Source organism: Kribbella sp. CA-293567 (assembly GCF_027627575.1).
In the GTDB taxonomy this organism is placed as follows: Bacteria; Actinomycetota; Actinomycetes; order Propionibacteriales; family Kribbellaceae; genus Kribbella.
In genome coordinates this window covers 3,320,051-3,346,661 of the sequence record NZ_CP114065.1, presented here as the reverse complement: position 1 = coordinate 3,346,661, position 26,611 = coordinate 3,320,051, and the positions used below count along the sequence as shown (strand labels likewise).

Genomic DNA, 26,611 nt, shown 5'->3' with positions numbered 1-26,611 from the left:
GCAGCGGCCTCACCGGCTCCACCGCCAGTTGCGGACCTCCGGCAGATCCTCGCCGTACGTCGTGACGTGCGCGCGGTGCCGGGTCCGCTGGTCGGCGAACCACTGCCGCCGCGACACGGCCCGACTGCCCAGTGACGGCACCCGGTCGATCACGTCCATCGCCAGGTGGAACCGGTCGAGGTTGTTCAGCACCACCATGTCGAACGGCGTGGTGGTGGTGCCCTCCTCGACGTAGCCGCGGACGTGCAGGTCCTCGTGGTTGTTCCGCCGGTAGGTCAGCCGGTGGATCAGCCACGGGTACCCGTGGTAGGCGAAGATCACCGGCGTACCGGGCGGGAAGAGCGCGTCGAAGTCCGGATCGGTCAGCCCGTGCGGATGCTCCTTCGCGTCCTGCAGGCGCATCAGGTCGACCACGTTCACCACCCGGATCCTCAGCTCCGGCAGGTGTTCGCGCAGCAGGTCGACCGCGGCCAGCGTCTCCAGCGTCGGTACGTCGCCTGCGCACGCCATCACGACGTCCGGTTCGCCTTCGTCGTTGCTGGCGAAGTCCCAGACGCCGATCCCGCGGGCACAGTGCAGCGCGGCCGTCTCCCAGTCCAGCCAGCTCGGCTGCGGTTGCTTGCCGGCGACAACGACATTGACGTAGTTGCGGGTGCGCAGGCAGTGGTCCATGGTGGACAGCAGCGTGTTGGTGTCCGGCGGCAGATAGACCCGGACCACCTCGGCCTTCTTGTTCACCAGGTGATCGATGAAGCCCGGGTCCTGGTGGGAGAACCCGTTGTGGTCCTGCCGCCAGACGTGCGACGTCAGCAGGTAGTTCAGCGACGGGATCGGCCGGCGCCAGTCCAGCCGGCCCACCGTCTTCAGCCACTTCGCGTGCTGGTTCACCATCGAGTCGACGATGTGCACGAACGCCTCGTAACACGAGAACAGCCCGTGCCGGCCGGTCAGCAGATAGCCCTCCAGCCATCCCTGGCAGGTGTGCTCGCTGAGCATCTCCAGCACCCGGCCGTCCACCGCGAGATGCTCGTCGGTCTCCAGCCGGCCCGCGTTCCAGGCCTTGCCGGTCACGTCGTAGACCGCCGACAGCCGGTTCGACTCGGTCTCGTCCGGCCCGACCATCCGGAAGTTCCGGTGCTCGGCGTTCGCCGTGAAGACGTCCCGCAGGAAGGTGCCCAGCACCTTGGTCGGCTCACCGTCCTCGGCCCCGGGCGCCTTCACCGGTACGGCGTACTCCGCGATCGGCGGCAGCTCCAGGTCACGGGTGATCGACCCGCCGTTGGCATGCGGGCTCGACCCCATCCGCAGCTCGGCCGGCGGCGCCAGCTCCAGTAAGCCGGCCACCGGCCGCCCGTCCGGCTCGAACAGTTCCTCGGGCCGGTAGCTCCGCAGCCAGTCCTCTAGTTGCCGGAGGTGCTCCTCGTTGCTGCGAACCCCGGACAACGGCACCTGGTGGGACCGCCAGGTGTCCTCGACCGGCAACCCGTCGACCGTGTGCGGCCCGGTCCAGCCCTTCGGCGTCCGCAGCACGATCATCGGCCAGGCCGCCCGCGGCGGTGCACCGTCGGCCGCCGTCCGGGCTTCGAGCTGGATCTCGTCGATCCGGTCGAGGCAGTGGTCCATCGCGGCGGCCAGCGCCTGGTGCACGGCGGCCGGCTCCGACCCCTCGACCAGGTAGGGCTCGTGCCCGTACCCCTGGAGCAGGGCGGTCAGCTCCTCGTCACCGATCCGTGCCAGCACCGACGGGTTGGCGATCTTGTAGCCGTTCAGGTGCAGGATCGGCAGCACCGCGCCGTCGTTGCGCGGGTCGAGGAACTTGTTCGAGTGCCACGAAGTTGCCAGCGGCCCCGTTTCCGCCTCGCCGTCGCCGATCACGCAGGCGACCACCAGATCCGGGTTGTCGAAGGCGGCGCCGTACGCGTGGCTGAGCGAGTAGCCCAGCTCGCCACCCTCGTTGATCGATCCCGGCACCTCGGGCGCGACGTGGCTCGGAATGCCACCGGGGAACGAGAACTGCTGGAACAGCTTGGTCAGCCCGGCCAGGTCCTGCCCGGTACTCGGGTACGTCGCCGACCAGCTGCCCTCCAGCCAGCTGTTCGCCACGATCGCGGGACCACCGTGCCCGGGCCCGATCACGTACATCAGCTCGCGCTCGCGCTGCCGGATCACCCGGTTGAGGTGCGCGTAGACCAGGTTCAGGCCCGGCGTGGTGCCCCAGTGGCCGAGCAGCCGCGGCTTGATGTGCTCCGTCCGCAGCGGCTCGGTCAGCAAGGGGTTGCCGAGCAGGTAGATCTGGCCCACGGACAGGTAGTTGGCCGCCCGCCAGTACGCGTCGAGGCCCTGCAGCTCCTCGTCGGTCAGCGGGTTGGCGTCGATCAGCTGCACTGCTGCTCCTCTAGCGGCCGACAGCCTTCTCCAGCTCGGCCTTGCTCATCTTGGATCGGCCCTTGATGTTCTTCTGCTTGGCCTCGTTGTAGAGCTGCTCCTTGGTCCGGCCCTGCGCCCCGCTGTGCGAGCGCAGACCGCCGCGGCGGCCCGACGAGATGTCGTGGGTGGAGCTGCGGCTCTTCTGCTTCGCCTCGCCCGAGCGGGCGCGCTCCTTGTTGACCGTGCGCGCGGCGATCTCCTCGGCGGTGTCCTCGCTGCGGCCACGCTTCTTCAGGCCGGCCTTGATGTGCTCGTACTGCCGTTCGCGTTTCTTGCTCGACCCTGCGGGCATGCTGATCTCCCTTCGACCTTCGGCCGGTACCCCCTGGCCCCGGCGCCAATCAGGCTCAGATGATGTACCGGTCCCCCGGGCGCAGCACTCGCAGCCAGCACGAGCCGTAGCCGGCCAGGGCGTGCTCGAGGGTTCCGTCGACGTCGACCTCGCTGGTCTTGCCGGTCAGCAGATCCGCAACCCTGAGGCCGGCCCCGGCGCCGGCGACCGGCAGTGTGACGGTGACCGGGGTGTCGGCGAAGTTGTGTACGGCGATCACCGCACCGCCCTCGCACTCCGAGCGGTGGGCGAAGACCGACTTGTGGCCGAGGTCCAGCAGGGTGCACTCGCCCCAGGACAGCTCCGGGGACTCCCGGTACCGCCGGACCAGCAGCTTGATCCAGCTCAGCAACGAGTCGGGGTCGCGCCGCTGGGCGGCGACGTTGACGTGTTCCGGCGACAGCTCACCCTCCACCACCGGCGCGGCCAGCTGATCCGGGTCGGCGATGGAGAAGCCACCGTTGACGCCGTCCGTCCACTGCATCGGCGTCCGGACGGCGTTGCGCCCCTCCGCCTCGAGGTTCTCCCCCATCCCGATCTCCTCGCCGTAGAACAGCACCGGCGTACCGGGCAGCGAGAACAGCAGGCTGTAGACCATCTTGATCCGGGCCAGGTCGTTGCCGAGCATCCCGGGCAGCCGGCGCCGCAGGCCACGGCCGTAGAGCTGCATGTCCGGGTCGGGCCCGAAAGCGTCGAACACCTCCTGCCGCTCGTCGTCCGACAGCTTGTCCAGGGTGAGTTCGTCGTGGTTGCGGATGAACGTGCCCCACTGCGCCTCCTCCGGCGCGGCCGGGCGTTCCTGCAGGGCCTTGATCAGCTCGGCCGGCTCCGACCGCGCGAGCGACAGGTACAGCCGCTGCATGCCGATGAAGTCGAACACCATGTTGAGCTCGTCGCCGTCCTCGTCACCGAAGAAGGTCCGGGTGTCGGCGTAGGACAGGTTCACCTCGCCCAGCAGCACCGCCTGGCCGTTGCGCCGGCTCAGGAAGGACCGCAGGTCCCGTAGGTAGTCGTGCGGGTCGGCCAGGTTCGCGGCGTCCACCGAACCGGCGGTGTCCAGCAGGAACGGCACCGCGTCGACCCGGAAGCCGGACAGCCCGAGGCGCAGCCAGAAACCGATGATCCGGAGGATCTCGTCGCGCACCTCGGGGTTGGCGATGTCCAGATCGGGCTGGTGCTTGTAGAACTGGTGCAGGTAGTACTGGCCGGCCTGCTCGTCGTACTCCCAGAGACTGTCCTCCTGGTCGGGGAAGACGATCCCCTCGTGCTGGTTGGCCGGCGGCTCGTCCCGCCAGACGTACCAGTTCCGGTACTTCGAGTCGCGGGACGCCCGCGCGCTCTGGAACCACGGATGCTGGTCGGAGGTGTGGTTCACCACCAGGTCGGCGATCACCCGGATGCCGCGGTCCTGGGCCAGCGTGATCAGCTCGACCAGGTCGCCGTGCGTGCCCAGGTTCGGGTCGACGCCGTAGAAGTCGGTGATGTCGTAGCCGTCGTCGCGATCGGGCGTCGGGTAGAACGGCATCAGCCACAGACACGTCACGCCGAGGTCGGCGAGGTGGTCGATCCGTTGCGACAGGCCGCGGATGTCACCGCGGCCGTCCCCGTCGGTGTCGAAGAAGGTCTCGATGTCCAGGCAGTAGACGACGGCGTTCTTCCACCAGACGTCGGCGGTCTCGGTCAGCCTCACGGGTGAGTCACCTCCAGCTGGGAGAGCACCTTGGCGCCGAACACGTCGAGGAACTCCGACTGCTGCTGCCCGACGTGGTGCAGATAGATCGCGTCGAACCCGAGATCGGCGTAGTTCTGCAGCCACCCGGCGTGCCGGCCGGGATCGGACGAGATCCGGACCGCGTCGTGCATCGCCTCCGGCCGGACGTGCTCGGCCGCCAGGTCGAAGGCCTCGGCGGAGTCGGTGTCCCAGCAGAACGGTGGCGGGAACACGTTGGACCGCCACTGCTCGTGCGCGATCCGGAGCGCCTCGTCCTCGTCCGGGTGATAGCTCAGGTGCACCTGCAGGCAGACCTTCCCCCGGCCGCCGTTGTCTTTGTACGCCGCGATCATCCGGCGCAGGTGATCGTCGTCGCCGGCCGGAATGGTGATCATCCCGTCGGCCCAGGCCGCGCTCCGCTCGGCCGTCGCCGTGGAGACTGCCGCGGCCAGCAGCGCCGGCGGCTCCTCGGGGCGGGTCCAGACGCGAGCTCGGTCGACAGTGACCAGCCCGTCGTGGCTCACTTCCTCACCGCTCAGCAGCTTCCGGATCACGTCGACCGACTCCTCCAGCCGCTGCTGCCGCACCTCCTTGCGCGGCCACGGGTCGCCGGTGATGTGCTCGTTGCTCGCCTCACCGGTGCCGAGCGCGGCCCAGAACCGGCCGGGGTACATCGACCCCAGCGTCCCGATCGCCTGCGCGATGATCGCCGGGTGGTACCGCTGGCCGGGCGCGTTCACGACGCCGAACGGCAACCCGGTCGCCTGCAGCGCGGCCCCCAGCCAGGACCAGGCGAACCCGGACTGGCCCTGCCGGGCGCTCCACGGGCTGAAGTGGTCGGAGCACATCGCCGCGGTGAACCCCACCTGCTCGGCCCTGACCACCGCGGCCAACAGGTCGGCGGGCGGGACCTGTTCGTGCGAAGCATGGAATCCGTAGACAGTCATGCCCCCTCTCGTGCCCACAGACCCGCCCGGCCATGCGGCCGGACGGGTCTGTGGTCGATCCACTGCTCAGCTCACCTGGTCAGCTCACGGAAAGCTGACCACGTTCACCGGGACGGTTCCCGGCGGTGTCACCCCGCCGGTGTCGTTGATGACGTGGGTGATCGTGCCCTGGTAGTTCAGGGAGACCGTGGCCAGACTGTGGAAGCGCACTCCCGCGTTGACCGGTGTCTCGAAGGCGTTGTACGCGCTCACCGAGGGATTGACGTTGAAGAAGTTGTAGCTGCCCAGCCCCCAGGCCTCGTGCGAGGTGACGTTGTCGGCGACCTTGTACGCCGCGAAGCCGTTGCGGCCGCTCGGCCGGTTCCAGCTCGCCTGGTTCGGCACGTCGTAGGGCATCTCGTTCTGGAAGAAGATCGTCCGGCCGCCCTGGCCGTTCCAGATCACCTGGGTCTTCTGGTAGTGCTCGACGAACAACCCGGTCGCCAGCACGTTGTTGCCGTTGACAATCAATCCGGTGTCCCCGGTGGCCTGGGTCCACCCCCAGGTACCGGCGTTGCCGTGGTCGGCGCGCCAGGCCCAGATGTGGTCGATGATCGTGTTGTGGCTGTTGACGATCAGGCTGGTCGTCGCGTGCCCGGCGATGTAGCCGCCGATCCGGAAGAACACGTCCTGCAGCGTGGTCGGGTTGGTCGCGTGGTTCGCCGACGAGCCCACGTGGCCGACGGTCAGCAGCGCGGCCGAGTTGGTCGTCCCGGCGTCGAACAGGATGCCCTTGATCCGGACCCCGTCGACGTCGGCGACCTGCATCGCGTTGACGCCGTTGTCGGGAATCAGCGTCGGGTAGCCGATGCCGAGCACGACGGTGTTGGGCTTCGTCACGTTCAGCGTCTGGTTCAGGTGGTAGATGCCGGGCGTGAAGAACAGGTGGCAGCCCGACGCGAGCGCCGAGTTGATCGACGACGCGGTGTCGCCGGCCTTGACCACGTAGAACTGGCTCATCGGGATCGAGGTCCCCGGGGTGGAGCCGTTCGCCCAGCTGGCGCCGGAGGCGTTGGTGCGCAGCGACGGCGTGAACACCCGGTACTTGCCGGCGCTGTCGAGGTACAGGTAGGGCACGTCCCGGGAGACCGGCGTGGTGGCCAGGGAGGTGATCGGCGGGTTCGGGAAGGTGGTCGCCGGAGCGCCCGGCGTACCGGAGAAGACCATGTTCCAGACGCCACCGGCCCAGCTGCCGAGGTTGCTGTCGCGGGTGTACCACTGCTGCTGCGAGATGGAGGCCGTCTGGCCCGACACCTTGCTGTCGGCGATGTAGCCGCCGCTGGCGAAGCCGTAGCTGGCCGGGTAGAGCTGCAGGTTGCCGCGGATGTCCATCCGGCGGAACGGTGCCGCCTGCGCGACCGCCCAGCGGTTGGAGCCACCGATCGGGTTCACGGCCATGTTCTCCGCGGACCGCCAGAAGTTCTGCAGCGCGACGCCCTGGTCGGACTCGTTGAACGCGTCCACCGTGATCGCACCGTTGATGACCACGTCACCGGGGTTCTGGCCCAGGCCGGCGACCGAGGTGTAGTAGCCGACGTCGTCGTGCACGCTGTACGCGCCCGGCTTGAACAGATGGGCGATCCGCCCGGTGCCCATCTGGTGCGTCAGGGTGTCCTTCTGCGCGTTGAAGTCGGCGTCCAGCTGCGCCTGGATGGTCGCGGCCGGCATGCTCGGGTCGAAGATCCGGGTGTTCGGGCCGAAGTTCGGGACGTCGGGCTGCGTCGGGCAGCCCGCCTGGGTACCGATCGTGTACGTCGCGCTCGCGACGGCCGAGTTGGCCAGCCCGGACTTGATCCCGATCGCGTTGACCGTGCGGGTCGACGGCACGCTGATCGGGCCGCTGTAGAGCGGCGAGGAAGCGGTCGGCGTGGAACCGTCCACCGTGTAGCGGATGGTCGAGCCGGAGGTGGCGGTGGAGATCGTCACCGTCTGGGCGGTCGCGTAGCTGCCGCCGGCCGGCGAGAACGTCGGCGTCACCACCGGCGTACCGATCACGTAGCCGGCCGTCGCGACCGCGGAGGTGGTCGACCCGGCCTTCAGCGCGATCGCCTTCACCGTCCGGTTGGTGGTGATCGAGATCGGGCCGCTGTAGAGCGTCGAGGACGCGGTCGGCGTGGAGCCGTCCAGCGTGTACCGGATGGTCGATCCCGCCGTGGCGGTCGAGATCGTCACCGACTGCGCGGTCGGGTAGGTGCCCGCGGCCGGCGAGAAGGTCGGCGTCGCGACGGTCGACGTCCCGCCGCCGTGGGTGTAGCCGAAGTGCGGCGTGTCGTACTGCGGACCGCTCTTCTCGTAGGTGAACCAGTAGTCGATGACGCTGCCCGTGGAGAGTCCGCTCACGGTCTTGCGCCAGGTGCCGGCGTTGAGCTCCATCCGGAAGTTCTGCTGGCCCTGCCCGGCGACGACGTAGTGCACGTCGACGTAGACCGCCGAGGTGGCCGGAGTGAAGGAGAGCTGCGCCTGCGTCGCGCTGAGTGACGTCGCGGACTGGGTGTAGTCGTCGGCGGCCGTCGCCACGCCCCCCACCAGGAGGGTCGAGCAGACGGCCAGGACGAGGGCGACGAGGGCCGCGCGCAGGCGCGAGCGGCGTCGGCGGGACTTTTCGGGACTCCGTAGCACGGGGTACCACCTCCGGGGCGGAAGAGGGCGAGTCAAACGATGGAGTGAGTGAGAGCGCTCTCACGTCCCGTGAATGTAGACGTGATCGGCGCCATGGGGAAGAGCTCGGGCCACCTACTAAGGTGGGGCCTGCTCGACCGGGAGGCCCGGGGAGCGACATCGACGGAGCAGAGGACAGACGCGAGTGACTGAGTCGACCATCATCTACACCCACACCGACGAGGCGCCGGCCCTGGCGACGTACTCGTTCCTGCCGGTGATCCAGGCGTACGCCGCGCAGGCCGGTGTCGGCGTGGAGACCCGGGACATCTCGCTGGCCGGGCGGATCATCGCCGTCTTCGGCGACCACCTGACCGAGGACCAGCGGATTCCGGACGCGCTGGCCGAGCTGGGTGACCTGGCCAAGACCCCGGGCGCCAACATCATCAAGCTGCCGAACGTGTCCGCCTCGATCCCCCAGCTGAAGGCCGCGATCGCCGAGCTGCAGAGCCAGGGCTACGCGCTCCCGGAGTACCCCGACGAGCCGAAGACCGACGAAGAGCGCGACATCCGCACCCGCTACGACAGCACCAAGGGCTCGGCCGTGAACCCGGTCCTGCGCGAGGGCAACTCCGACCGTCGCGCGCCCGCGTCGGTGAAGAACTACGCCCGCACCCACCCGCACCGGATGGGCGCCTGGGCCGCGGACTCGAAGACCAACGTGGCCACCATGGCCGCCGACGACTTCCGCTCCACCGAGAAGTCCGTCGTGCTCGACGCGGACAAGACGCTGCGGATCGAGTTCGCCGGCGCCGACGGCGAGACGACCGTACTGCGCGAGTCGATCCCGGTGCTGGCCGGTGAGGTGGTCGACTCCTCCGTCATGCACGTCGCCGCGCTGCGCGAGTTCCTCACCGCCCAGGTGGCCCGGGCCAAGGCCGAAGGCGTGCTGTTCTCGGTGCACCTGAAGGCGACCATGATGAAGGTGTCCGACCCGATCGTGTTCGGTCACGTGGTCCGGGCCTTCTTCCCGAAGACCTTCGAGCAGTACGGCGCGACGCTGGCCGCGGCGGGGCTGTCCCCCAACGACGGGCTGGGCGGCATCTACAACGGTCTGGCCGCGCTGCCCGAGGGCGACGCGATCAAGGCCTCGTTCGACGCGGAACTGGCCGACGGGCCGGCGCTGGCGATGGTCGACTCCGACAAGGGCATCAGCAACCTGCACGTGCCGTCCGACGTGATCGTCGACGCCTCGATGCCGGCCATGATCCGCACCTCCGGGCACATGTGGGGTCCCGACGGTGCCGAGGCCGACACCCTGGCCGTGCTGCCGGACAGCAGCTACGCCGGGATCTACCAGGTCGTCCTCGACGACTGCCGGGCCAACGGCGCCTTCGACCCGTCGACGATGGGCTCGGTCCCGAACGTCGGCCTGATGGCGCAGAAGGCCGAGGAGTACGGCAGCCACGACAAGACCTTCGAGCTGGCCCAGGCCGGTACCGTCCGGCTGGTCGATGCCGACGGCAACGTCGTGCTCGAGCAGGAGGTCGCGGCCGGTGACATCTTCCGCGCCTGCCAGACCAAGGACGCGCCGATCCGGGACTGGGTCAAGCTGGCCGTCACCCGGGCCCGCGCCACCGGCAGCCCGGCGGTGTTCTGGCTGGACGAGACCCGGGCGCACGACGCGTTGCTGATCACCAAGGTCAACCAGTACCTGACCGAGTACGACACCGAGGGTCTGGACCTGAAGATCCTGGCGCCGGTGGAGGCGATCAAGTACTCGCTGGACCGGATCCGCCGCGGTGAGGACACCATCTCGGTCACCGGCAACGTGCTGCGTGACTACCTGACCGACCTGTTCCCGATCCTCGAGCTGGGCACCAGCGCGAAGATGCTGTCGATCGTCCCGCTGATGGCCGGTGGCGGTCTGTTCGAGACCGGCGCGGGCGGCTCGGCGCCGAAGCACGTGCAGCAGCTGGTCAAGGAGAACTACCTGCGCTGGGACAGCCTGGGTGAGTTCTTCGCGCTGGCCGCGAGCTTCGAGCACCTGGCCCAGACCACCGGTAATGCGCGCGCCCAGGTGCTCGCGGACACCCTGGACCGGGCCACCGCGACCTTCCTGAACGAGGACAAGTCCCCCACCCGCAAGGTCGGTGGGATCGACAACCGCGGCAGCCACTTCTTCCTGTCTCTGTACTGGGCGCAGGAGCTGGCCAAGCAGACCGACGACGCCGAGCTGGCGAAGTCGTTCAGCCAGGTCGCCGAAACGCTGGCCACCAACGAGAAGACCATCATCGAAGAGCTGCAAGCGGTACAGGGCAGCCCGGTCGACCTCGGCGGCTACTACCACCCCGACCCCGCCAAGGCGGCAACCGTCATGCGCCCCTCCCCCACCTGGAACGCCACCCTCGCCACCCTCGCCTGAAATCCCGGAGAGTTACCCCCAGCTGAGGTGAGTTACCCCCGGTACCAACCGGGGGTAACTCGCGTGGAGTCGGGGTGGGTTTCAGGGGAGGAAGTGGAAGGTCGGCGGTGGGTGCATGAGGAAGTTGTGGTGGGAGATGTTCCAGGCGTAGGCGCCGGCCAGTTCGAACAGGACGCGATCGGCGGCGCGGATCACGCCGACCGGGACGCGGGACGCGAGCACGTCTTTCGGCGTACAGAGCTGACCGGTCAGGGTGACCAGTCCCCTGGCCGCGGGGCGCTGCCAGGGGTGAGGCCAGGCGGTGACGGGCAGCACCGTGAAGGGCTGGTCGTGGCCCTTCGTGGCAGGTGTGCGCAGGTGGTGCGTCCCGCCCTTCAGTACGGCGAAGTCCTCGCCGTGGCTGCGCTTCACGTCCAGCACCTCCGTCACGTACCACCCGCAGTACGCCGTCAGCGCGCGTCCGGGCTCGAGCCGCAAGGTCAACCCGGGATGCCAGTCGAGCAGCTTCTCCAGACCTGCGCCGAACGCCGTCCAGTCGAAACGGGCGCCCGGATCGGCATAGTCGACCGCCATCCCGCCACCGACGTTGACCTCGTTCAAGGTGTGCCCGTAGTGCTCGGCGAACAGTTTCGACCACTCGACGATCTGCTCGGCGAGCAGCAGTTGCTCACTCGCACCCAGACCGCTGGCCAGGTGGGCGTTGATGCCCTGGAGCCGAAGCTGCTCCCCCAGCGGTCCGGACAGCAACCGCATGCACTCGTCCGCGCCCTCGGGATCCAGGCCGAACGGACTCGGCCGGCCGCCCATCGCCAGTGAGACCGAGTCCAGTGAGCCGGCCGTCACCGGCAGATTGACCCGCAGCAGGATGTCGAGCGTGACGTCCGGCGTGGCCGTCAGCGCCCCAGCGAGCTGATGGATCTCCTGGACGCTCTCCACGTGCCATCGGTGCACCCCGGTCCGGAGCGCCAGCGCGATCTCCGCGGCCGTCTTGCCCGGACCCCCGAAGGCAAGGCGAGCTTCCGGCACCACTTCGTGGACGTGGGCCAGCTCGCCGCCACTGGAGACCTCGTAGCCGTCGACGATTCCGCGCATCGCGGTCAGGACGGCCGCCTCGGGATTGGCCTTGGCCGCGTAGTAGAGCTCGACCCGCGGCGGCAGCGCAGTACGGACCGCTTCGAGCTGAGAACGCAGTTCGGCCAGGTCGTAGACGTACGCCGGGAACGCCTCCGAGTCGAGACCTGCGACGAACTCACGAACTGCAGCGGTCACAGCTCGCTCCAGGCGGCGGGCCGCGCGGCAGCGGCGAGGACCGACTCGGCGATGGGTGACGACAGCAGCACGTACTCCGCCTCGCGGTCCGCCTTCCGCGCCCAGCGGATCAGCATGTTGGCCTTCGCCGGCAGCGGCCCACCGGCCAACAGCGCCTCCAGACGCGGCGAGCAGCCGTAGTCATCGGCGTACGACTGCAGGGCGGCGCGCACGGCCTTCCACAGTTCACCTTCCAGCTCCGGGTGCTGGTCGGCGATCGCCGCGAGTACTTCGGAGACGTTGTTGACGAGCAGGCAGTAGACCACCCGGTCCCAGCCGCGCTGCGCGTCGTACGTCATCGGCCGGGCGACCTCGGCCGGCAGCTCGGCCAGCAGCGCCGCGTTCTGGTCGGGAACCAGTTTGGTTCCTTCCATGTCGCGGAAGAGGATCTGGGCGGGCCGGCCGTCGTCGTCCACGCAGACCATCACGTTCTGCAGGTGCGGCTCCAGCACGATGCCGTGGTCGAAGTACGCGGCGAGCACTGGCGGCAGCAGCAGTCGCAGGTACGTCGTCCACCAGCTGAGGGCCTCGCCCGGACCCGCTCCGGCGAGCAACCGGGAAATCTGCGCCGAGCTCGTCGGATACTCGTCGGCCACCGCGGCGGCCAGCAACGGGGTGAGGCCGGGGCGGACGACGCTGTCCAGGCTGTCGCGGACGATCAGCCCGAATCCCTCGAACAACGACACGTCCGGCGTACCGTCCGGGCCTGGTACGCCGAGGGTGCGGAAGGCGGGCTCCCGCAGCATCGCGGCGTCCGGGAACCTCGTCGCCAGGTCGTCGAGCGCCGGAGCGAGCAGCCGGCTTCCGGCGACCGCGCCGGCCAGCTCGTACGCCGCGTTCTTGCGCAGGCAGTTGGTGATCCGGACGTTCAGGCTGAACTTCAGGAACGCCTCCGTGCTGTGCAGCGTGCGGACCGAAGCCGTCGGGGTGAGCCTGTCGCCACCGGTCCCGAGGTCGAGCACGTCACCACGCGAGAGGGCGTCGCGCAGGGCCTGGTTGTCCTGCAGCAGCTCGTACTGCCACGGATGCGCGGGCAGCAACCGATAGCCGGCCGGTACGGCGTACAGGCTGTCGAGCAGCGCTGTCGCTTCCCCGGTCAGGCTCTCCTCGGCCAGGAGGTCGGCGCGCACCGCGAGGTAGCGCAGCGGGAAGGAGGCCCGCGCCTCGGGCGCATAAGCGGCCCAGGCGTCGGAGCCTTCCGACCTGGACTTCGGCGCTGGGTGGAAGCGGTGACCGAAGACCAGCGCCTGCTCAGACTCCAGGTAGCGATCGGGGCCGGCGTCGCCGCGGCTCTGCAGCGCGTTCGCGACGCCTTCATGACTCAGGGCGATCTGCTCGAGGAACTCCTCGTTGGCGAAGCCGCTGCGCAGCGCCAGCTCCTGACCGACGTACCCGGCGAACTCACGCCAGCCCAGTTCGGTCCAGCCGAGCGGTCCCTCGGCGAAGACCGGACCGGTGAAGCGGTGGGCGCCGATCAGCGACGTACGCCGGAGCGCGACGCGCAGCAGGGCGTCACAGCGGGGCAGGCGGATCAGGAGGTGACCGTCGTCGACAGTGCTCTGCCGATCGGGGCCCGACACCTCGCGGAGCAGGCAGTTGAGCAGGGTGTGCGCGACGACGTGGTCGGCGCTCGGCAACCCCGTGCCGGTTGAGGTGAGCGACTGTGCGGATGCAGGCATATAGAACTCCAGGAGAGGACGAGGGGCGAAAACGGCAAGGGGGCGCGCGGGATCGCGAGCGGGGAGCTGGCAACGATGCCCGGGACAGCGGCGAACGGAGGAACGGCCATCCTCAAATAGTGCCGGTCGGCGGCGATCCGCGGGCTGGAACCGAGCGTCACCGCGGGCTCGCCGGCCCGCGCAGGTAGTTCGGACCGGAGGTGTAGTGCTTGTTGATGTCGGCGGCACCCGAGCGTGCCTTGCTGAGCAGCGTTCCGGCGGTGACCATCGCTTTGACCGGCAGGCGATCCGCGTCCAGCAGGTCGGCACGCAGTACGGCACCTTCGGCGCCCAGTGCGTCGATGGCCTCCGTGAGTCGCCGGCGCAGTACGCCGAGGGAGCGTTGCAACGGGAGGCGGTCGGCCAGCGCGAAGGCGACGGACGCCGCGCAGAGATGGACCGTGATCGTGGTGAACAGGTCGGTCAGCCCGCGATCCCCGTCGGTGAAGATCCGGGCGTCGTCGAACTCCTCGGCCGGCAGGTTCGCGGGGAGCCTGGCCGGATTGATCCGCAAGCCGTCATTGTCCTTGTAAAGCAGGCGGATCCGGGTCACTCCGTCGACTCGATCGAGCACCAGGGAGGTGTTCTGCTGGTGTGACTCCAGGGCGATGCCATAGCGGAAAAGAGTTATCTGCCAGTCGAACAGGAGCAGCACGAAGGCGTCGTACAGAGCGAGCACCTCGCCGCCGTAGAAGCTGTCCGCGAGTTGCTCGATGACGAGGCGGCCGTTGGGCGCCGTAGCGGTCAGAGCGGCGAGCGGCACGGTGACCGCGTCGTCGAGTCCGGCGGGATAGCGACGAAGGAGAACGGCCAGCAACTCATGGCCGCTCTCGGCGAAAGTCTGCTCGTCGGCGTTCAGAATGGTGGTCGCGAAGCGCGGCTCCCGCGCGATGACGGAGCGCATCAGCCGCTCCCCCGCCGCACCGTCGGCCAGTACTCCGGCCTTGATCGTCCGCCGGTTACGCACCCCGAGGGTCGCGGTCGGCAGCGGCAGCTTGAGGTGGTGCCGAGGATCCTGCACCACAGCCACCGACCGCATGGACAGCGTCGGCACGACGTCCAGGTACGGCGCTGGTCCTCTGACGCCTCCCAAGATCTCCGTCGGCGCCGTGTCGAAGGTCAGGGGGTGGATGGGCAGTGTCGAACAACCTTCCAGCTCAGGAAGGCCGATCTGTGCCGGAGTCGGCCACCACTGCGGCAACTGCCCGCCCTCGAACCTGAGCGTGCCGCTCGGCACGGCGATCCAGCGCAGCTTGAACGATGGGTGGAACTCGGGCGCGTAGCGCGCCAACTGGTCGTCGGTCAGCCCCGAACGACCCCGCGCGGCCGGATAGACCGGGTGATCCAGGAAGGCGGCCAGCGTGTCCTGAGCGAGCGAGCTGCCCAGCCCGATCCAGCCGGCCGGGTCGCTGCCGTAGCGGGCGCCGAGTGCGGCCAGTACCCCGGGTTGCACTTCGGCGTGAAGTTCCATGGTCGCGAGCGTTTGCCTGCACTCCTCGGCGAAGGCGTCATACCCGCCTTGGTCCTCCGGGTCAGCGCGCTCACGCAGTACGGCGATGAGGTGGTCGAGGCCGGCGACAGGCTGCCCGTCGACCTCCAGGAGCGGCAACCGGGCGGCATACTCGGACTGGAAGCCTTCCTCGATGACCGGCAGGGCCAGGTGATCGCCGCTCAGCCAGAGACCGTCGGCCCGCTCCTCCACCGTGCGCACCCCGAGCACGTTCTCGCGCAGCAGCGCGGACAACACTCGCAGAGTCAGCTGATCCTCGGCGCTCACTCGCTGATCGTCCACTCGTGGGCAGCGACGAAGTCAGCAGTGACCCGCCGCAGCTCCTCCAGTTCAGGACCCATCGCCTCGACCACTCCGAGGTAGTCGCGGTTGGTGCCGTAGAGCGGATGGTGCTCGCCGACGGCACGCAGCGGCCGGTACGACACCTCGACGCCGTCGATCACCAGGTCGCTCGCCGCCGGGGCAGCGGTCAGGACGCCGGCGCGGTCGGCACAGAGGTAGAAGCTGTGGGTCAGCAGGCCGGTCTGGATTCCGAGGTCTGCCGGCAGGGACTCTCCGAGGTGAGCCCGCAGGACCAGTTCGAAGTACGGGATACCGAGCAGCCGGGGCAGCAGCAGGTCCAGCCGGTCGCCGATCGCGCGGTAGTTCACCTCGATGATCCGGGCCCGGCCGTCGGGCTGGACGACGAACTCGGTGTGGCAGGCGCCGAGGCCGACGCCGACCGCGTCGAGCTGCGCGAGGAGCTGGTCCATCACCGGCCGAGGGTGCTGAGGCACGAACTCCAGCGACTTCTCGATGAAGGTAGGCAGCACGACCTCGGTCCGGAAGCCACCCAGGACGTGCCGGGTGGTCCCGTCGCCGAGGGTCTCCAGCGTGTAGAGCTGCCCTTCGAGGTACTCCTCCACCACGAGCCCCGCGTCCGGACGCCGCTCGCGGATCCCCCGGGCTGCGGTCAGCAACTGCTCCAGGTCGCCGGCCAGCGCGACGTCCTCGCTGGCGACGCCCTCCCGCGGCTTCACGATCGCCGGGAACGGGAGCTCCAGGCCGGCCAGCTCACCAGGATCGTTGCCTGGGGCCACTTCCACGGACCGGACCGTGTCCAGCCCGGTACCGGCCAGGTGCCGCCGGAGCTGCGCCTTGTTCTTGGCGCGGAAGGTGGCCTTCCAGTCCTTGCCCGGCAGCCCGAAGTACTGCGCGGCCAGCGCGGTCTGCGTCTGCAGGTGATCGCTGTTGCTGAAGATCGCGGCCGGCACGTGCTGCCGGGAGACGAAGCTGATCACCTCACGGAAGTCGCGCGGATCGACCTCCACCACCTCCGGGGCGCCGGGCAGCCCGGCGTACGCGCGCCGGTGCGGTTCGGCCCGGTCGGTGAGCACGGTGACCTCGAACCCGAGGCGCAGGGCAGCAGGCAGGAATCCTTCCGTGACGGAATCGGTCGGGGGCAGGGCGAGCAGGTACAGCCGCATAACGACCTATGTTAGGTAAGGGTCACCTAAGGCCTCAACCGGGACTCACTTCAATGCCGTAGGCAACGACGTCGCATGCACGATCCGCAGGCTGCTGACCGCCCGGGTGAGGACGACGTACAGACGTTGCAGGCCGCGCGCTTCGGCCGCCACGATCCTTTCCGGTTCGGCCACGACGACCGAGTCGAACTCCAGACCCTTCGCCAGCGTCGCGGGAACGCAGACCAGCCGGGTGGTGTCCATCTCGTCCTCGGTGGTGCCGAGCAGCGCCGGCTGCAGGCCGGCCGTGAGCAGCGCCTCGTGCAGAGCGACGATCTGGTCGTCGGCGGCGATCAGCGCGACCGATCCGTCACCGGCCAGAGCGGTCCGGCAGGCCGTGACGAGCTCCGCCACGAAGGTCTCGGCGCCGGTCTCGACGATGCTCAGCGCGTCGGCGACCGTGCGGACACCCCGCGGTACGCCGAGCGTCGGGGCGATCTGCGGCAGCAGCTTCGCCGCGAAGTCGATGATCTGGTCCGGAACGCGGAAGCCACGGTCCAGCTCGACCACCAGAGCATCGGACTTGCCCAGGTGACCGAGGACCCGGTCCCATGACCCGGCCGCCGACGGAGCCGTGGCCTGCGCGAGGTCACCGAGCACCGTCGCGGACCCGGAACGGCAGCGGCGGCTGAGCGCGCGCAACTGCATCGCCGACAGGTCCTGTGCCTCGTCCAGGACGAGATGGCCGAGTGAGCCCGAGCGCCGTTCGATCAGGTCCTCCAGTTCGTCCAGCAGCAACGTGTCGGCCGCCGACCACTTCGCCGACTTCCACGACCGGGCCGGCTTGGTCCAGAGCAGCTCGGCGCGCTCCTCGGCGGTGAACTCGTCACCGGCACACCAGTCCAGGAACGCGGCGTCGGACAGCAGTCGATGCAGCACCTGCTCCGGTACGACGCGCGGCCAGACGGCGTCGACCACCGCCTTCACCGGCTTGGAGCGGGCCACCGCGTTCTGCGTGCGGTCGTCCGGCGACTCCCCACGCCGCTCCATCAGCACCAGGACCGCGTGCGCGATCCGTTGCGCCAGGGCGTCCCGGCCGGGCGCGTACCGGGTGGACTCCCGCAGGGACTCGACGATGGCGGCCAGCTCGTGATCGTGCACCCGGAACCGCTGCGATCCCTTGCTGTAGAGGACTCCCTCGGTCGGCGCGGTGACGTGCGACCACAGCGCCCGGCGCAGGGCACCCGTCATCCGGACATCGTTCTTGAGCCGCGCGGCGACCGGACCGTCGATCGCCGCCGCGGGCCGGCTGATCAGCTCGTCGATGGTGATCTGCCGGACGTCGACCTCGCCGAGGGCCGGCAGCACCTTGCGGATGTAGGACAGGAACGAGCGGTTGGGCCCGACGATCACGACACCACCGCGCGTCAGCCGCTCCCGCTCGGTGTAGAGCAGGTACGCCACCCGGTGCAGGCCGACGGCCGTCTTGCCGGTGCCGGGCGCACCCTGCACACAGACGCTGGGGTGCAGCGGCGCGCGCACCAGGTCGTCCTGTTCGGGCTGGATCGTGGCCACGATGTCGCGCATCGGACCGGTGCGCGGCCGCTCGATCTCCGCGCGCAGGAACGCGTCGGCCTGGTCGGCCTCGGCGGCACCGATCAGCGGCTCGTCCTCGAAGCCGGTCAGCTCGGCAACATCGGAGAAGCCGTACCGGCGGCGCATCACGACTCGTTGCCGGTCGCCGCGGGTGGCCCGGTAGAACGGCACCGAGACCGGGGCCCGCCAGTCGATGACCAGCGGTGAGCCGGAGCCGTCATGGACGTGCCGGCGGCCGATGTAGATCAGGTCCAGCCCCTCGATGGTGCCGGCCTCGTAGTCGAGCCGGCCGAAAAACAGCGGGACGTCGGGCAGGTCGAGCAGTGCCTGGGTGCGCATCCGCTTGGCGCGCTCGTTCGCCTCGTTGGTGAAGCGCTCGTCGTTGTCCTCGCCACCGATGATCGGGACGTCGCGCTCGTCGACCTCCTGGTGCATCCGGGCCAGGGCGGCCCGGGCCTCGGCCAGGAAGGCGCGTTCGGCGCCGAGCTCGGGCGTGGCGGCAGGACGGGGTGCGGATTCGGCCATCGGAGATGCCTCGATTTCGTGGGAGCGAACGACGGGACCAGGGGCGGTCAGAAGATCCCGCCCCGGAGCAGTCCGGTTCGATTCGATCCTTCACGCAGTGCTGGAAAGCCACCCGAAAAGACAGACCGGGGACGGTACCAGCGCGTCCGGCGGGCCGCAACCCGATTACCGCTGCCGCAATTGCAAATTACGGTCCCACCCATTCCGGAATTCATTATCGAGTGGCCGGCCGCCGCTGTCCAGCAGATCGCCCGCACCTTCCACGGCGGTCGAAACCCCTTACCCGGCAGCATTTGCCGGCAATACGCTTCCGTTTCACCTTCCTGCCCACCGCCCCGGGGGAATTCCGATGACGTCGACGCCGGTCGGCCGCGCCTTGCGCGGCCTCGTGCTCCTGCTCGTTGTGCTGCTCACCGTCACCCTGACCACGGCCGGTGGAACCTTGCCGCCGCCCGGCGCCGCCGATCCGGCCGACGGGAAGAGAACCCCGCTCGCCGAGATCGCGAAGACCCCGGAACCACAGGTCCCCGAGCAGAACTGGCAGGTCGACGCGCGCGGGTCGTTCACCGACAAGATTCCGCTGGCAGTGCCGGCCTTTCGCGACCTCACTCCCCCGCTCGCGCTGCGGTACGACTCGGCGGGCGGCAACGGCTGGGCCGGCGTCGGCTGGAGTCTGGACGGAGTGAGCGAGATCGAGCGGGCCGGCACCGGCCGCGGCACACCGAAGTACGACGCGACCGACGGCTACCTCCTGGACGGGACGGAGCTCATCGCTTGCGGGGCAGGCAGTGTCAGCCCGAGCTGCACGACCGGTGGAACCCACTCGACCAAGACGGAGAGCTACGCCAAGCTGACCCTGACCGGCACCGGCTCGGCCGCGCGCTGGACCGTGGTCGGCAAGGACGGCACCAAGCGGCTCTTCGCGCCGGTTCACCCGGCGGGCGCCGACCTGGTCTTCCGGTGGGGGCTGAGCCAGATCATCGACCCGTCGGGCAACACGGTCACCTACACCTGGTCGAACAACCAGCTCGACACGATCGCCTACAACGGCACGACGGTGAAGTTCGCGTACGAGACCCGTTCCGACGCGGAGCAGAAGGCGATCGGGAACGGCGCGCTGCTGACCATCGCGACCCGGCTCAAGTCGGTCGACGTGACGGTGAGCGGGAACCGCGTCCGGGCGTACAAACTGAGCTACACCACCAGCACCGCGACCTCGCGGTCCCTGCTGGCGAGCGTGCAGCAGTTCGGCAAGGACGCCGTACTGGACCCGACCGGCACCGTCACCGGCGGGACGAGCCTGCCGGCCGTGACGACCGGGTACCAGGCCGGCGCGCCCGCCTTCGCCTCGGGGAGCAACACCACGTTGCCGGCCAAGGCCAACACGCGCTATCTGCCGATGGACATCAACGGTGACGGCAGGTCCGACATGCTCGAGCTCTACCCGGGCTGGACCACCTTCGAGCGGCATTCCTGGCTGTCCGACGGCACCGGCTTCACGCTGGCGTCGAACGACGTTCCCGGCATCCCGATCAAAACCGACACCCGGTTCCTGACCGCCGACGCGAACGCCGACGGCAAGACCGACCTGATCGAGCTCTACCAGAACGGCTTCAACTGGGGCCGGCGTCTGTGGCTGTCCACCGGCACCGGCTTCGCGCTCGCCTCCACCGGTACCTCGGTGGGGAACAACAGCGCCGACTCGCGCTTCCTGGCGATGGACGTCAGCGGCGACGGCAAGAGCGACGTCGTCGAGCTGTACCGCTGCGGGTTCATCCCGGTGCACTACTGCCGCGCGACCTGGCTGTCCAACGGCACCGGCTTCACCAAGGTGGCCGACGACCCGGGCATCGGCTTCGGTGCCGACCGGCAGTTCCTCTCCGCCGACGTGAACGGCGACGGCAGGTCCGACCTGATCGAGATCTACTCGGCCGGATTCGGCGCCGGCGGCCGGCACATCTGGCTGTCCAACGGCACCGGCTTCGTCTCCGGCGCGGTCGACACCGGCATGCAGTTCAGTACGCCGGAGGCCGACGGCGCCGGCAGCAGGTTCCTGGCGATGGACCTCAACGGTGACGCCAGGACCGACATGGTCGAGCTCTACCCGTACTTCGGCATGTACACCCGCCGCACCTGGATCTCGACCGGCTACGGCTTCACCCTCGGCAGTACCGACGGTGAGATGCCCAACTCGAGCAACTCCCGGCAGCTCGTCGCGGATCTCAACGGCGACCAGCGCGACGACCTGATCGAGCTGTCGCCGTACGGGCTGTCCACACGGCGGCGCATCTGGTTGTCCACCGGCGCCGGCTTCACCAGCGGCCCCACCGACACCTCGATCGGTTCCTTCAGCTGCAGCAAGGGCTCCTGCAGCAGCGAGTTCCTCGGGATGGACGTCAACGGCGACGGCCTGGACGAGATGACCGAGCTCTACAACACCAACTTCGGCTTCAACAAGGGCCGGCACGTCTGGAACATCGGCGGCGCCGTCGCCGACCTGCTGACGTCACGCACCGACTCGTGGGGCGCGACGATGGCTGTGGGTTACACGCCGTCGTCGGCCTGGCCGAACACCAACAACCCGCCGCTCACGCAGACCGCCTCGAAGGTGGTCGTCGGTGACGGCCGCGGCGCCACGGCAACGACCGGCTACAGCTTCGCAGGTGGTGCCTACGACAGGGTGGAGCGCCAGGCTCTGGGCTTCCGCCTCCAGAAGGAGACCCGGCCCTGTATCGCGGGTGAGACGACCTGCCCGTCCGTCGAGACGTCGTACCGGCAGGATCTCGGGGCGGTCGGCGAACCGGAGCGGGTCGACCGGCGGACCGGAGCAGGAGCGCTGCTCAGCTCGACGATCCACGAGTACACGACGAACGGTACGACGGTGCCGCGGACCGCACTGCTCACCGGGACCTGGGAGAGCTCCTATCTCGGCTCGGGCGCGGACTGCCCCGGCGCCGACTGCAAGCGTTCCTACACCAGCCAGCAGTACAACGCGTACGGCGAGGTCACCCAACTGGTGGAGCACGGCGACCGGGAGGTCACCGGGGACGAGCGCACCACCGTGACCACCTTCATCCCCAACACCGAGGCCTACCTCGTCGCCAAGCCGGCCGGGATGAAGACCTTCCAGGGCGTCGGCACGACCGGTTCCAAGCTCAGCGAGTCCATCGCGTACTACGACGGCGCCACCACCCCGAACCAGCCGCCCACGAAGGGCCTGGAGACCAGGTCCGGGCAGTGGCTGTCGACCACCGACTCCTTCGTCGACACCCGCAAGGAGTACGACACCTGGGGCAACGTCACCGCGGAGATCAACGCACTCGGCGCCCGCACCACCCTCGGCTGGGACCAGACCTACCACCTCTACCAGACCTCGGAGACCAATGCGCTGAACCAGCAGGTGACCGCGGCTTGGGACGCCTCCTGTGGGCAGCCCACCCAGCTGCGGAACACCAACGGTCAGACCACGACGGTCAGCTACGACGCGCTCTGCCGGCGGACCGAACTGAAGGAGCCCGGCGGCAAGTTCGAGCGCTACTCGTGGGCCAACCTGGGGAACGCCACCACGCAGTACGAGCAGATCGAGCGACCGGCCGCGGACGGTACCAGTAGCCCGTTGTGGAGCCGCCGCTACGTCGATGGACTGCAGCGCGACTGGCGCACGGTCGAGAAGGGTCCTGACGCGGCAACCGGTGACATCTACACGGACATCTCCTACAACCAGCGCGGCCAGGTTGCCTCGAAGACCGCTCCCTATTACTGGGTTTCCGGCCAACCGCAGCCGGCCGCCCACCCGACGGCCAACAGCTACGACGCCCTGGACCGGCTCGTCAAGGTGACGATGCCCGGCGGCGCGACCCAGACCAAGAGCTACGGTCTCTGGTCGACCACCAGCGTCGACGAACGCGGCACCGCGACGACCGACCGGCTGGACGCCTACAGCAAGCGCGTCGCGCACCAGCAGCTGATCGGTGGCACGACCAGGACCACCACCTACCTGTACGACGGCCGCGGCAACCTCGCGCGGTCGACCGATCCGGCCGGCAACGTCACGGCGTACCTGACGGACTCGCTCAACCGCCAGACGCAGATGACCGACCCGAACTCGGGGACGACGAAGTACGAGTGGGACGTCGCCGGGCGGATGGTGGCGCAGACCGACGCGAAGAACGAGCGCACGACCTACAGCTACGACGCGCTCGATCGCAAGACCGGCAAGACCAGCCGGGCCGGCACAGCGGCGGCCGTGAGCGTTTCGTGGACCTACGACCAGGCCCGCGCCGGGTTCCACAACGTCGGCCAGGTGACCACGGCGACGGACCCGGCGGGCACCAAGACCTCCGACTACGACGCCGCCGGTCACCTGGTGCGGGCGGTCCGCACGATCCACGGCGCCAGCTACACCTTCCGGTACGGCTTCGACGCCGGCGACCGGGCGCTGTGGACCACCTATCCCGACGGCGACACACAGGGCACCGAGGCCTCACCCCTGCGGTACGACGGCGCGGGCCGGCTGCTGTCGATCCCCGGTTTCGTCACCGCGACCAAGTACGACGCCTCGGGCGAGCTGATCCGCCTCGACAATGCCAACGGCACGGTCACCACCCGCCCGCACGACGCGGAGCGTGGCTGGCTGACCGGGATCAAGACGATGGCCGGCACCACCACCATCCAGGACAACACCTACACCCGGGATCTCAAGGGCAAGATCACCAAGGTCAGCAGCCCGTTCGCCAACGAGGCCTGGAACTACACCTACGACGACGCGGACCAACTGACCGGCTCGGTCAACCCGTCGAGCGCGCCGAGCAACCAGGCCCTGGCCTACGACGCGACCGGCAACGTCACCTCCAACTCGCGGCTCGGCTCGTACTCCTACGGCGCCTCACGTCCGCACGCGGTGACCTCGGCCGGCTCGAACACCTACACCTACGACGCGACCGGCCTGATGACCTCGGGCGCCGGGCGCAGCCTGACCTGGGACGGCGACAACCGGCTGGCCTCGGTCACCAAGGCCGGCAAGACGACCACCTTCACCTACGACGCCGACGGCGCCCGGCAGCAGCAGGCCGAGGGGACCACGGTCCGCCGCTATCTCGGCGAGGACTACGAGGTGGACGTGGCCGCCGACACGGCCAGCAAGTACGTCAAGATCGGCGGCGCCGTGGTGGCCCGCGTGGACGGCAGCACGAAGTACTGGGTGCACACCGATCACCAGGGATCGATCCAGGCCGAGACCGACGCCGCCGGCACCGAGGTGCACCGCAAGAAGTACGCGGCGTACGGCGAGGTGCTGTCGGCCGCGGGTCCGCTGTCCTACGAGTCTCGTGGCTTCACCGGGCAACGACACGACGCCTCCGGCCTGGTCTATCTCCAGGCGCGGTACTACGACCCCGAGCTCGGCCGGTTCATCTCCCCCAACCCGGTCGTCGACGGCGACGACAGCATCGGGCTCAACCGGTACGCCTACGCCGCGAACGACCCGGTCAACCACACCGACCGGACCGGGCTCGACTGCGAGGACGGCGGGAAGAAGTGCGACCGCGACAACGTCGAGTCGTGGAAACAGAAGTACGAGTACTCCTGTGGTCCGGCGGCAGTCCGGGTCGCCCTGCAGGCGCAGGGCATCGAGGTCACCGAGGACTACCTGATCCCCGAGCTCGGCACCACGGAGGACGGCACTGCCTCGGTGGACGACACCACCCGGGTACTGAACCAGGAGCTCGGTACGTCGTTCTACGAAGCCAAGCGGATCAGCCACGCGGGACCCGACGAGATCAACCAGCTCAAGCACGACGTCCGCTACGACCTGGTCCGCAACCGGACGATCGTGGCCAACATCGTCGGTTCGGCGCAGGACACCGACGGCGACTGGCACAGCTACTCGGGCGGGCACTACGTGACCGTGATCGGCTACGACGACTTCGGTGACAAGGTCAGGATCGCCGACTCCGCCGACGTCAACCGGGTGTACAGCTACTGGATGAGCACGGACAAGCTGGCGGTCTGGATCGCCGGCCGCGGCTACTCCGGCTGAAGCTGCGAGGGCTGAGGCCGCGAGGGCTGGGGACGCTCGGTACCGGCGTCCTCAGCCCTCCGGCGCGGCTTCGTCGAGGCGGGCCTGCAGCAGCTCCGCCAACGGCAACGACTCGCCGTCGCGTGCGCCCCGGCCGACGACGAGCGGCGGGTCCGTCGGCAGCACCGTCACCCCGAACAGCCACGCTCGCAGGCCGGCCGGCGTCCCGAGGATGTAGAAGTTGCCCTCGACATCCACCGCCAGGGAGCGATTGCGCCGCAGGTACCACCCGGTCAGGCCGGTGCGGTAGTTCGCGCCGGTTCCCACCACGGGCGCGCGCAACGGGCCGGGCTCGACCCCGCGCCGCTTCAGCTCCTCGATGAAGGCCGCCAGCAGCTCGCGGGCCTTCGCGGTCTCCGCCGCCCGGCGCCGGTCCAGCGCCGCCGCCTGCTCGATCGACGCGTCCCGCCTGCGCTCCCGCCAACTCGCCTCGTTCTCCACCAGGCCACTCTACGGGTCGCGACTTTTGTTGCCTTGTGCAACAGGATTACCGGCTGCGGTCGGACCGGCCCGCTCCGCAACGTCAGGACATGACAGGCCGGACCTATCCGTGACCGTTGACGCCTGGACAACGCATTCGGCTGGCTGTGTACTCAGGCCTGACCAGCTTGTAGGAGGTGGGGATGGCGGGGATCCGGCTGGATGCGGTCTCGAAGGTGTACGACGGGAAGTACCTCGCCGTCGACGGCGTCTCACTCGATGTCGGCGACGGCGAGTTCATGGTGTTGCTCGGGCCGTCGGGGTGCGGCAAGACGACACTGCTGCGGATGATCGCCGGCCTGGAGGAGGTCACCGCGGGCGAACTGTGGTTCGGGCGCACCCACGCCACCATGCTGTCGCCCAAGGACCGCGGCGTCGCGCTGGTGTTCCAGAACGGCGCGCTGTACCCGAACCGGACCGCGCGGGAGAACATCATGTTCCCGTTGCGGATGGCCGGCGAGGACGCGGCCGAGGCGAGCACCAAGGCGGCCGGGCTGGCCCGGATCCTGCGGATCGACGCGGCACTGGATCGCTTGCCCAGGACGCTTTCCGGTGGCCAGCGGCAACGGGTCGCGATCGGCCGGGCGATCGTGCGGAAACCGAAGATCTTCCTGATGGACGAGCCACTGTCCAACCTGGACGCGACGATGCGGACCGAGCTGCGCCAGGAGATCGGCGCGATGGCCCGCGATCTCAAGGTGACCACGGTCTACGTCACCCACGACCAGATCGAGGCTCTCACGCTGGCGGACCGCATCACCGTCATGCGCGACGGCCGGATCGAGGACGTCGGCACTCCGGACCAGGTCTTCAACGATCCGGCCACCGCCTTCTCCGCGGGCTTCCTGGGCACCCCGCGGATCAACCTGATGTCCGCGGTCGTCCGGGTCACCGCGCACCACCGGGTCAGCCTCGACTTCGGCTCCCAGTCGATCCAGCTGCCGCCGATCGACAAGCGGTCGCTGATCCTCAGCAGCCACGACGGCGGGAAGGTGATCGTGGGTGCCCGCTCGGACGCCTTCACCCCGGCGGCCGACAGCGGCGGGGCAGGTCAGTTCTCGGGCCGGCTGCGGACCCTGGAGTTCCACGGCAACCAGTGGATCGCCTTCATCGAGTGCGGCGCCGAGATGGTGAACGCCGACCTGGTCGGACTCAGCACTGTTCCGAAGCGCGCCAGGCGTGCGCTCCCGAGCAACGGCGGCTCGCCCAACCGGCACGTGGCACCCCACCTGGCCGGACTGAACAACCGCCTGTCCGCCCTCGGCACCAAGGCGAGAACCCGCCTCGGCCGACCGGACCGGCCGGCTCCCCTCGAGCCGCTCGCGGTGCCGACCCACCGGCGCGCCGATCTGGTGATCGAGATTCCGGCCGGCGCCGGGCTGCAGACCGGGACGAAGGTCCACCTGGCCGTCGACACCTCGCGCCTGCACATCTTCGACGAGTCCGGCCGCCGGGTCGATCGGGTCAACCGCTGA

14 protein-coding genes are annotated in these 26,611 nt (G+C 69.2%); 3 read left to right on the top strand and 11 right to left on the bottom strand.

Annotation, left to right across the window (positions count from 1 at the left end; all coding sequences use genetic code 11):
* Window positions 1-9: 9 nt before the first annotated feature.
* The 5 genes from OX958_RS15655 to OX958_RS15635 form a co-directional block, all read right to left on the bottom strand.
* Window positions 10-2,385 carry a phosphoketolase family protein gene (locus OX958_RS15655; RefSeq protein ID WP_270138418.1) on the bottom strand — a complete coding sequence of 792 codons (2,376 nt, stop codon included), beginning with the start codon at window positions 2,383-2,385 and terminating at the stop codon, window positions 10-12.
* A gap of 10 nt (window positions 2,386-2,395) precedes the next feature.
* Window positions 2,396-2,719 (bottom strand): plasmid stabilization protein, encoded by a 324-nt coding sequence (locus tag OX958_RS15650; protein ID WP_270138417.1) that lies wholly within the window; start codon window positions 2,717-2,719, stop codon window positions 2,396-2,398.
* A 55-nt stretch (window positions 2,720-2,774) separates the two neighbouring features.
* Window positions 2,775-4,448: an alpha-amylase family protein gene (locus OX958_RS15645; RefSeq protein ID WP_270138416.1), complete on the bottom strand. Its 1,674-nt coding sequence runs from the start codon at window positions 4,446-4,448 to the stop codon at window positions 2,775-2,777.
* Window positions 4,445-5,416 (bottom strand): TIGR03885 family FMN-dependent LLM class oxidoreductase, encoded by a 972-nt coding sequence (locus OX958_RS15640; RefSeq protein WP_270138415.1) that lies wholly within the window; start codon window positions 5,414-5,416, stop codon window positions 4,445-4,447. The genes OX958_RS15645 and OX958_RS15640 overlap by 4 nt, the downstream gene beginning before the upstream one ends.
* An 84-nt stretch (window positions 5,417-5,500) precedes the next feature.
* On the bottom strand, window positions 5,501-8,074 hold the full coding sequence (locus OX958_RS15635; protein ID WP_270138414.1) for a chitobiase/beta-hexosaminidase C-terminal domain-containing protein: 2,574 nt from the start codon (window positions 8,072-8,074) through the stop codon (window positions 5,501-5,503).
* A gap of 184 nt (window positions 8,075-8,258) precedes the next feature.
* Here OX958_RS15635 and OX958_RS15630 point away from each other — a divergent pair, with 184 nt between their 5' ends.
* Window positions 8,259-10,478 (top strand): NADP-dependent isocitrate dehydrogenase, encoded by a 2,220-nt coding sequence (locus OX958_RS15630; RefSeq protein WP_270138413.1) that lies wholly within the window; start codon window positions 8,259-8,261, stop codon window positions 10,476-10,478.
* Window positions 10,479-10,559: 81 nt separating this feature from the next.
* Here the strand turns inward: OX958_RS15630 and OX958_RS15625 are convergent, their stop codons facing one another.
* The 5 genes from OX958_RS15625 to OX958_RS15605 form a co-directional block, all read right to left on the bottom strand.
* On the bottom strand, window positions 10,560-11,747 hold the full coding sequence (locus OX958_RS15625; protein WP_270138412.1) for a type III PLP-dependent enzyme: 1,188 nt from the start codon (window positions 11,745-11,747) through the stop codon (window positions 10,560-10,562).
* Complete coding sequence (locus tag OX958_RS15620) at window positions 11,744-13,465, bottom strand: IucA/IucC family protein (protein ID WP_270138411.1); 1,722 nt, start codon at window positions 13,463-13,465, stop codon at window positions 11,744-11,746. The genes OX958_RS15625 and OX958_RS15620 overlap by 4 nt, the downstream gene beginning before the upstream one ends.
* Before the next feature lie 157 nt (window positions 13,466-13,622).
* Window positions 13,623-15,281: an IucA/IucC family protein gene (locus OX958_RS15615; RefSeq protein WP_270138410.1), complete on the bottom strand. Its 1,659-nt coding sequence runs from the start codon at window positions 15,279-15,281 to the stop codon at window positions 13,623-13,625.
* Complete coding sequence (locus OX958_RS15610; RefSeq protein ID WP_270138409.1) at window positions 15,278-16,480, bottom strand: ATP-grasp domain-containing protein; 1,203 nt, start codon at window positions 16,478-16,480, stop codon at window positions 15,278-15,280. The genes OX958_RS15615 and OX958_RS15610 overlap by 4 nt, the downstream gene beginning before the upstream one ends.
* Before the next feature lie 45 nt (window positions 16,481-16,525).
* Window positions 16,526-18,580 carry a HelD family protein gene (locus OX958_RS15605; RefSeq protein ID WP_270138408.1) on the bottom strand — a complete coding sequence of 685 codons (2,055 nt, stop codon included), beginning with the start codon at window positions 18,578-18,580 and terminating at the stop codon, window positions 16,526-16,528.
* A 349-nt stretch (window positions 18,581-18,929) separates the two neighbouring features.
* Here OX958_RS15605 and OX958_RS15600 point away from each other — a divergent pair, with 349 nt between their 5' ends.
* Window positions 18,930-24,617: an RHS repeat-associated core domain-containing protein gene (locus OX958_RS15600; RefSeq protein ID WP_270138407.1), complete on the top strand. Its 5,688-nt coding sequence runs from the start codon at window positions 18,930-18,932 to the stop codon at window positions 24,615-24,617.
* A gap of 51 nt (window positions 24,618-24,668) precedes the next feature.
* On the opposite strand, the gene OX958_RS15595 is transcribed toward OX958_RS15600, so the two are convergent.
* Window positions 24,669-25,097: a hypothetical protein gene (locus tag OX958_RS15595; RefSeq protein WP_270138406.1), complete on the bottom strand. Its 429-nt coding sequence runs from the start codon at window positions 25,095-25,097 to the stop codon at window positions 24,669-24,671.
* A 182-nt stretch (window positions 25,098-25,279) separates the two neighbouring features.
* Between OX958_RS15595 and OX958_RS15590 the strand changes: the two genes are divergently transcribed.
* Window positions 25,280-26,611, top strand: coding sequence for an ABC transporter ATP-binding protein (locus OX958_RS15590; RefSeq protein ID WP_270138405.1), 1,332 nt, complete (start codon window positions 25,280-25,282; stop codon window positions 26,609-26,611).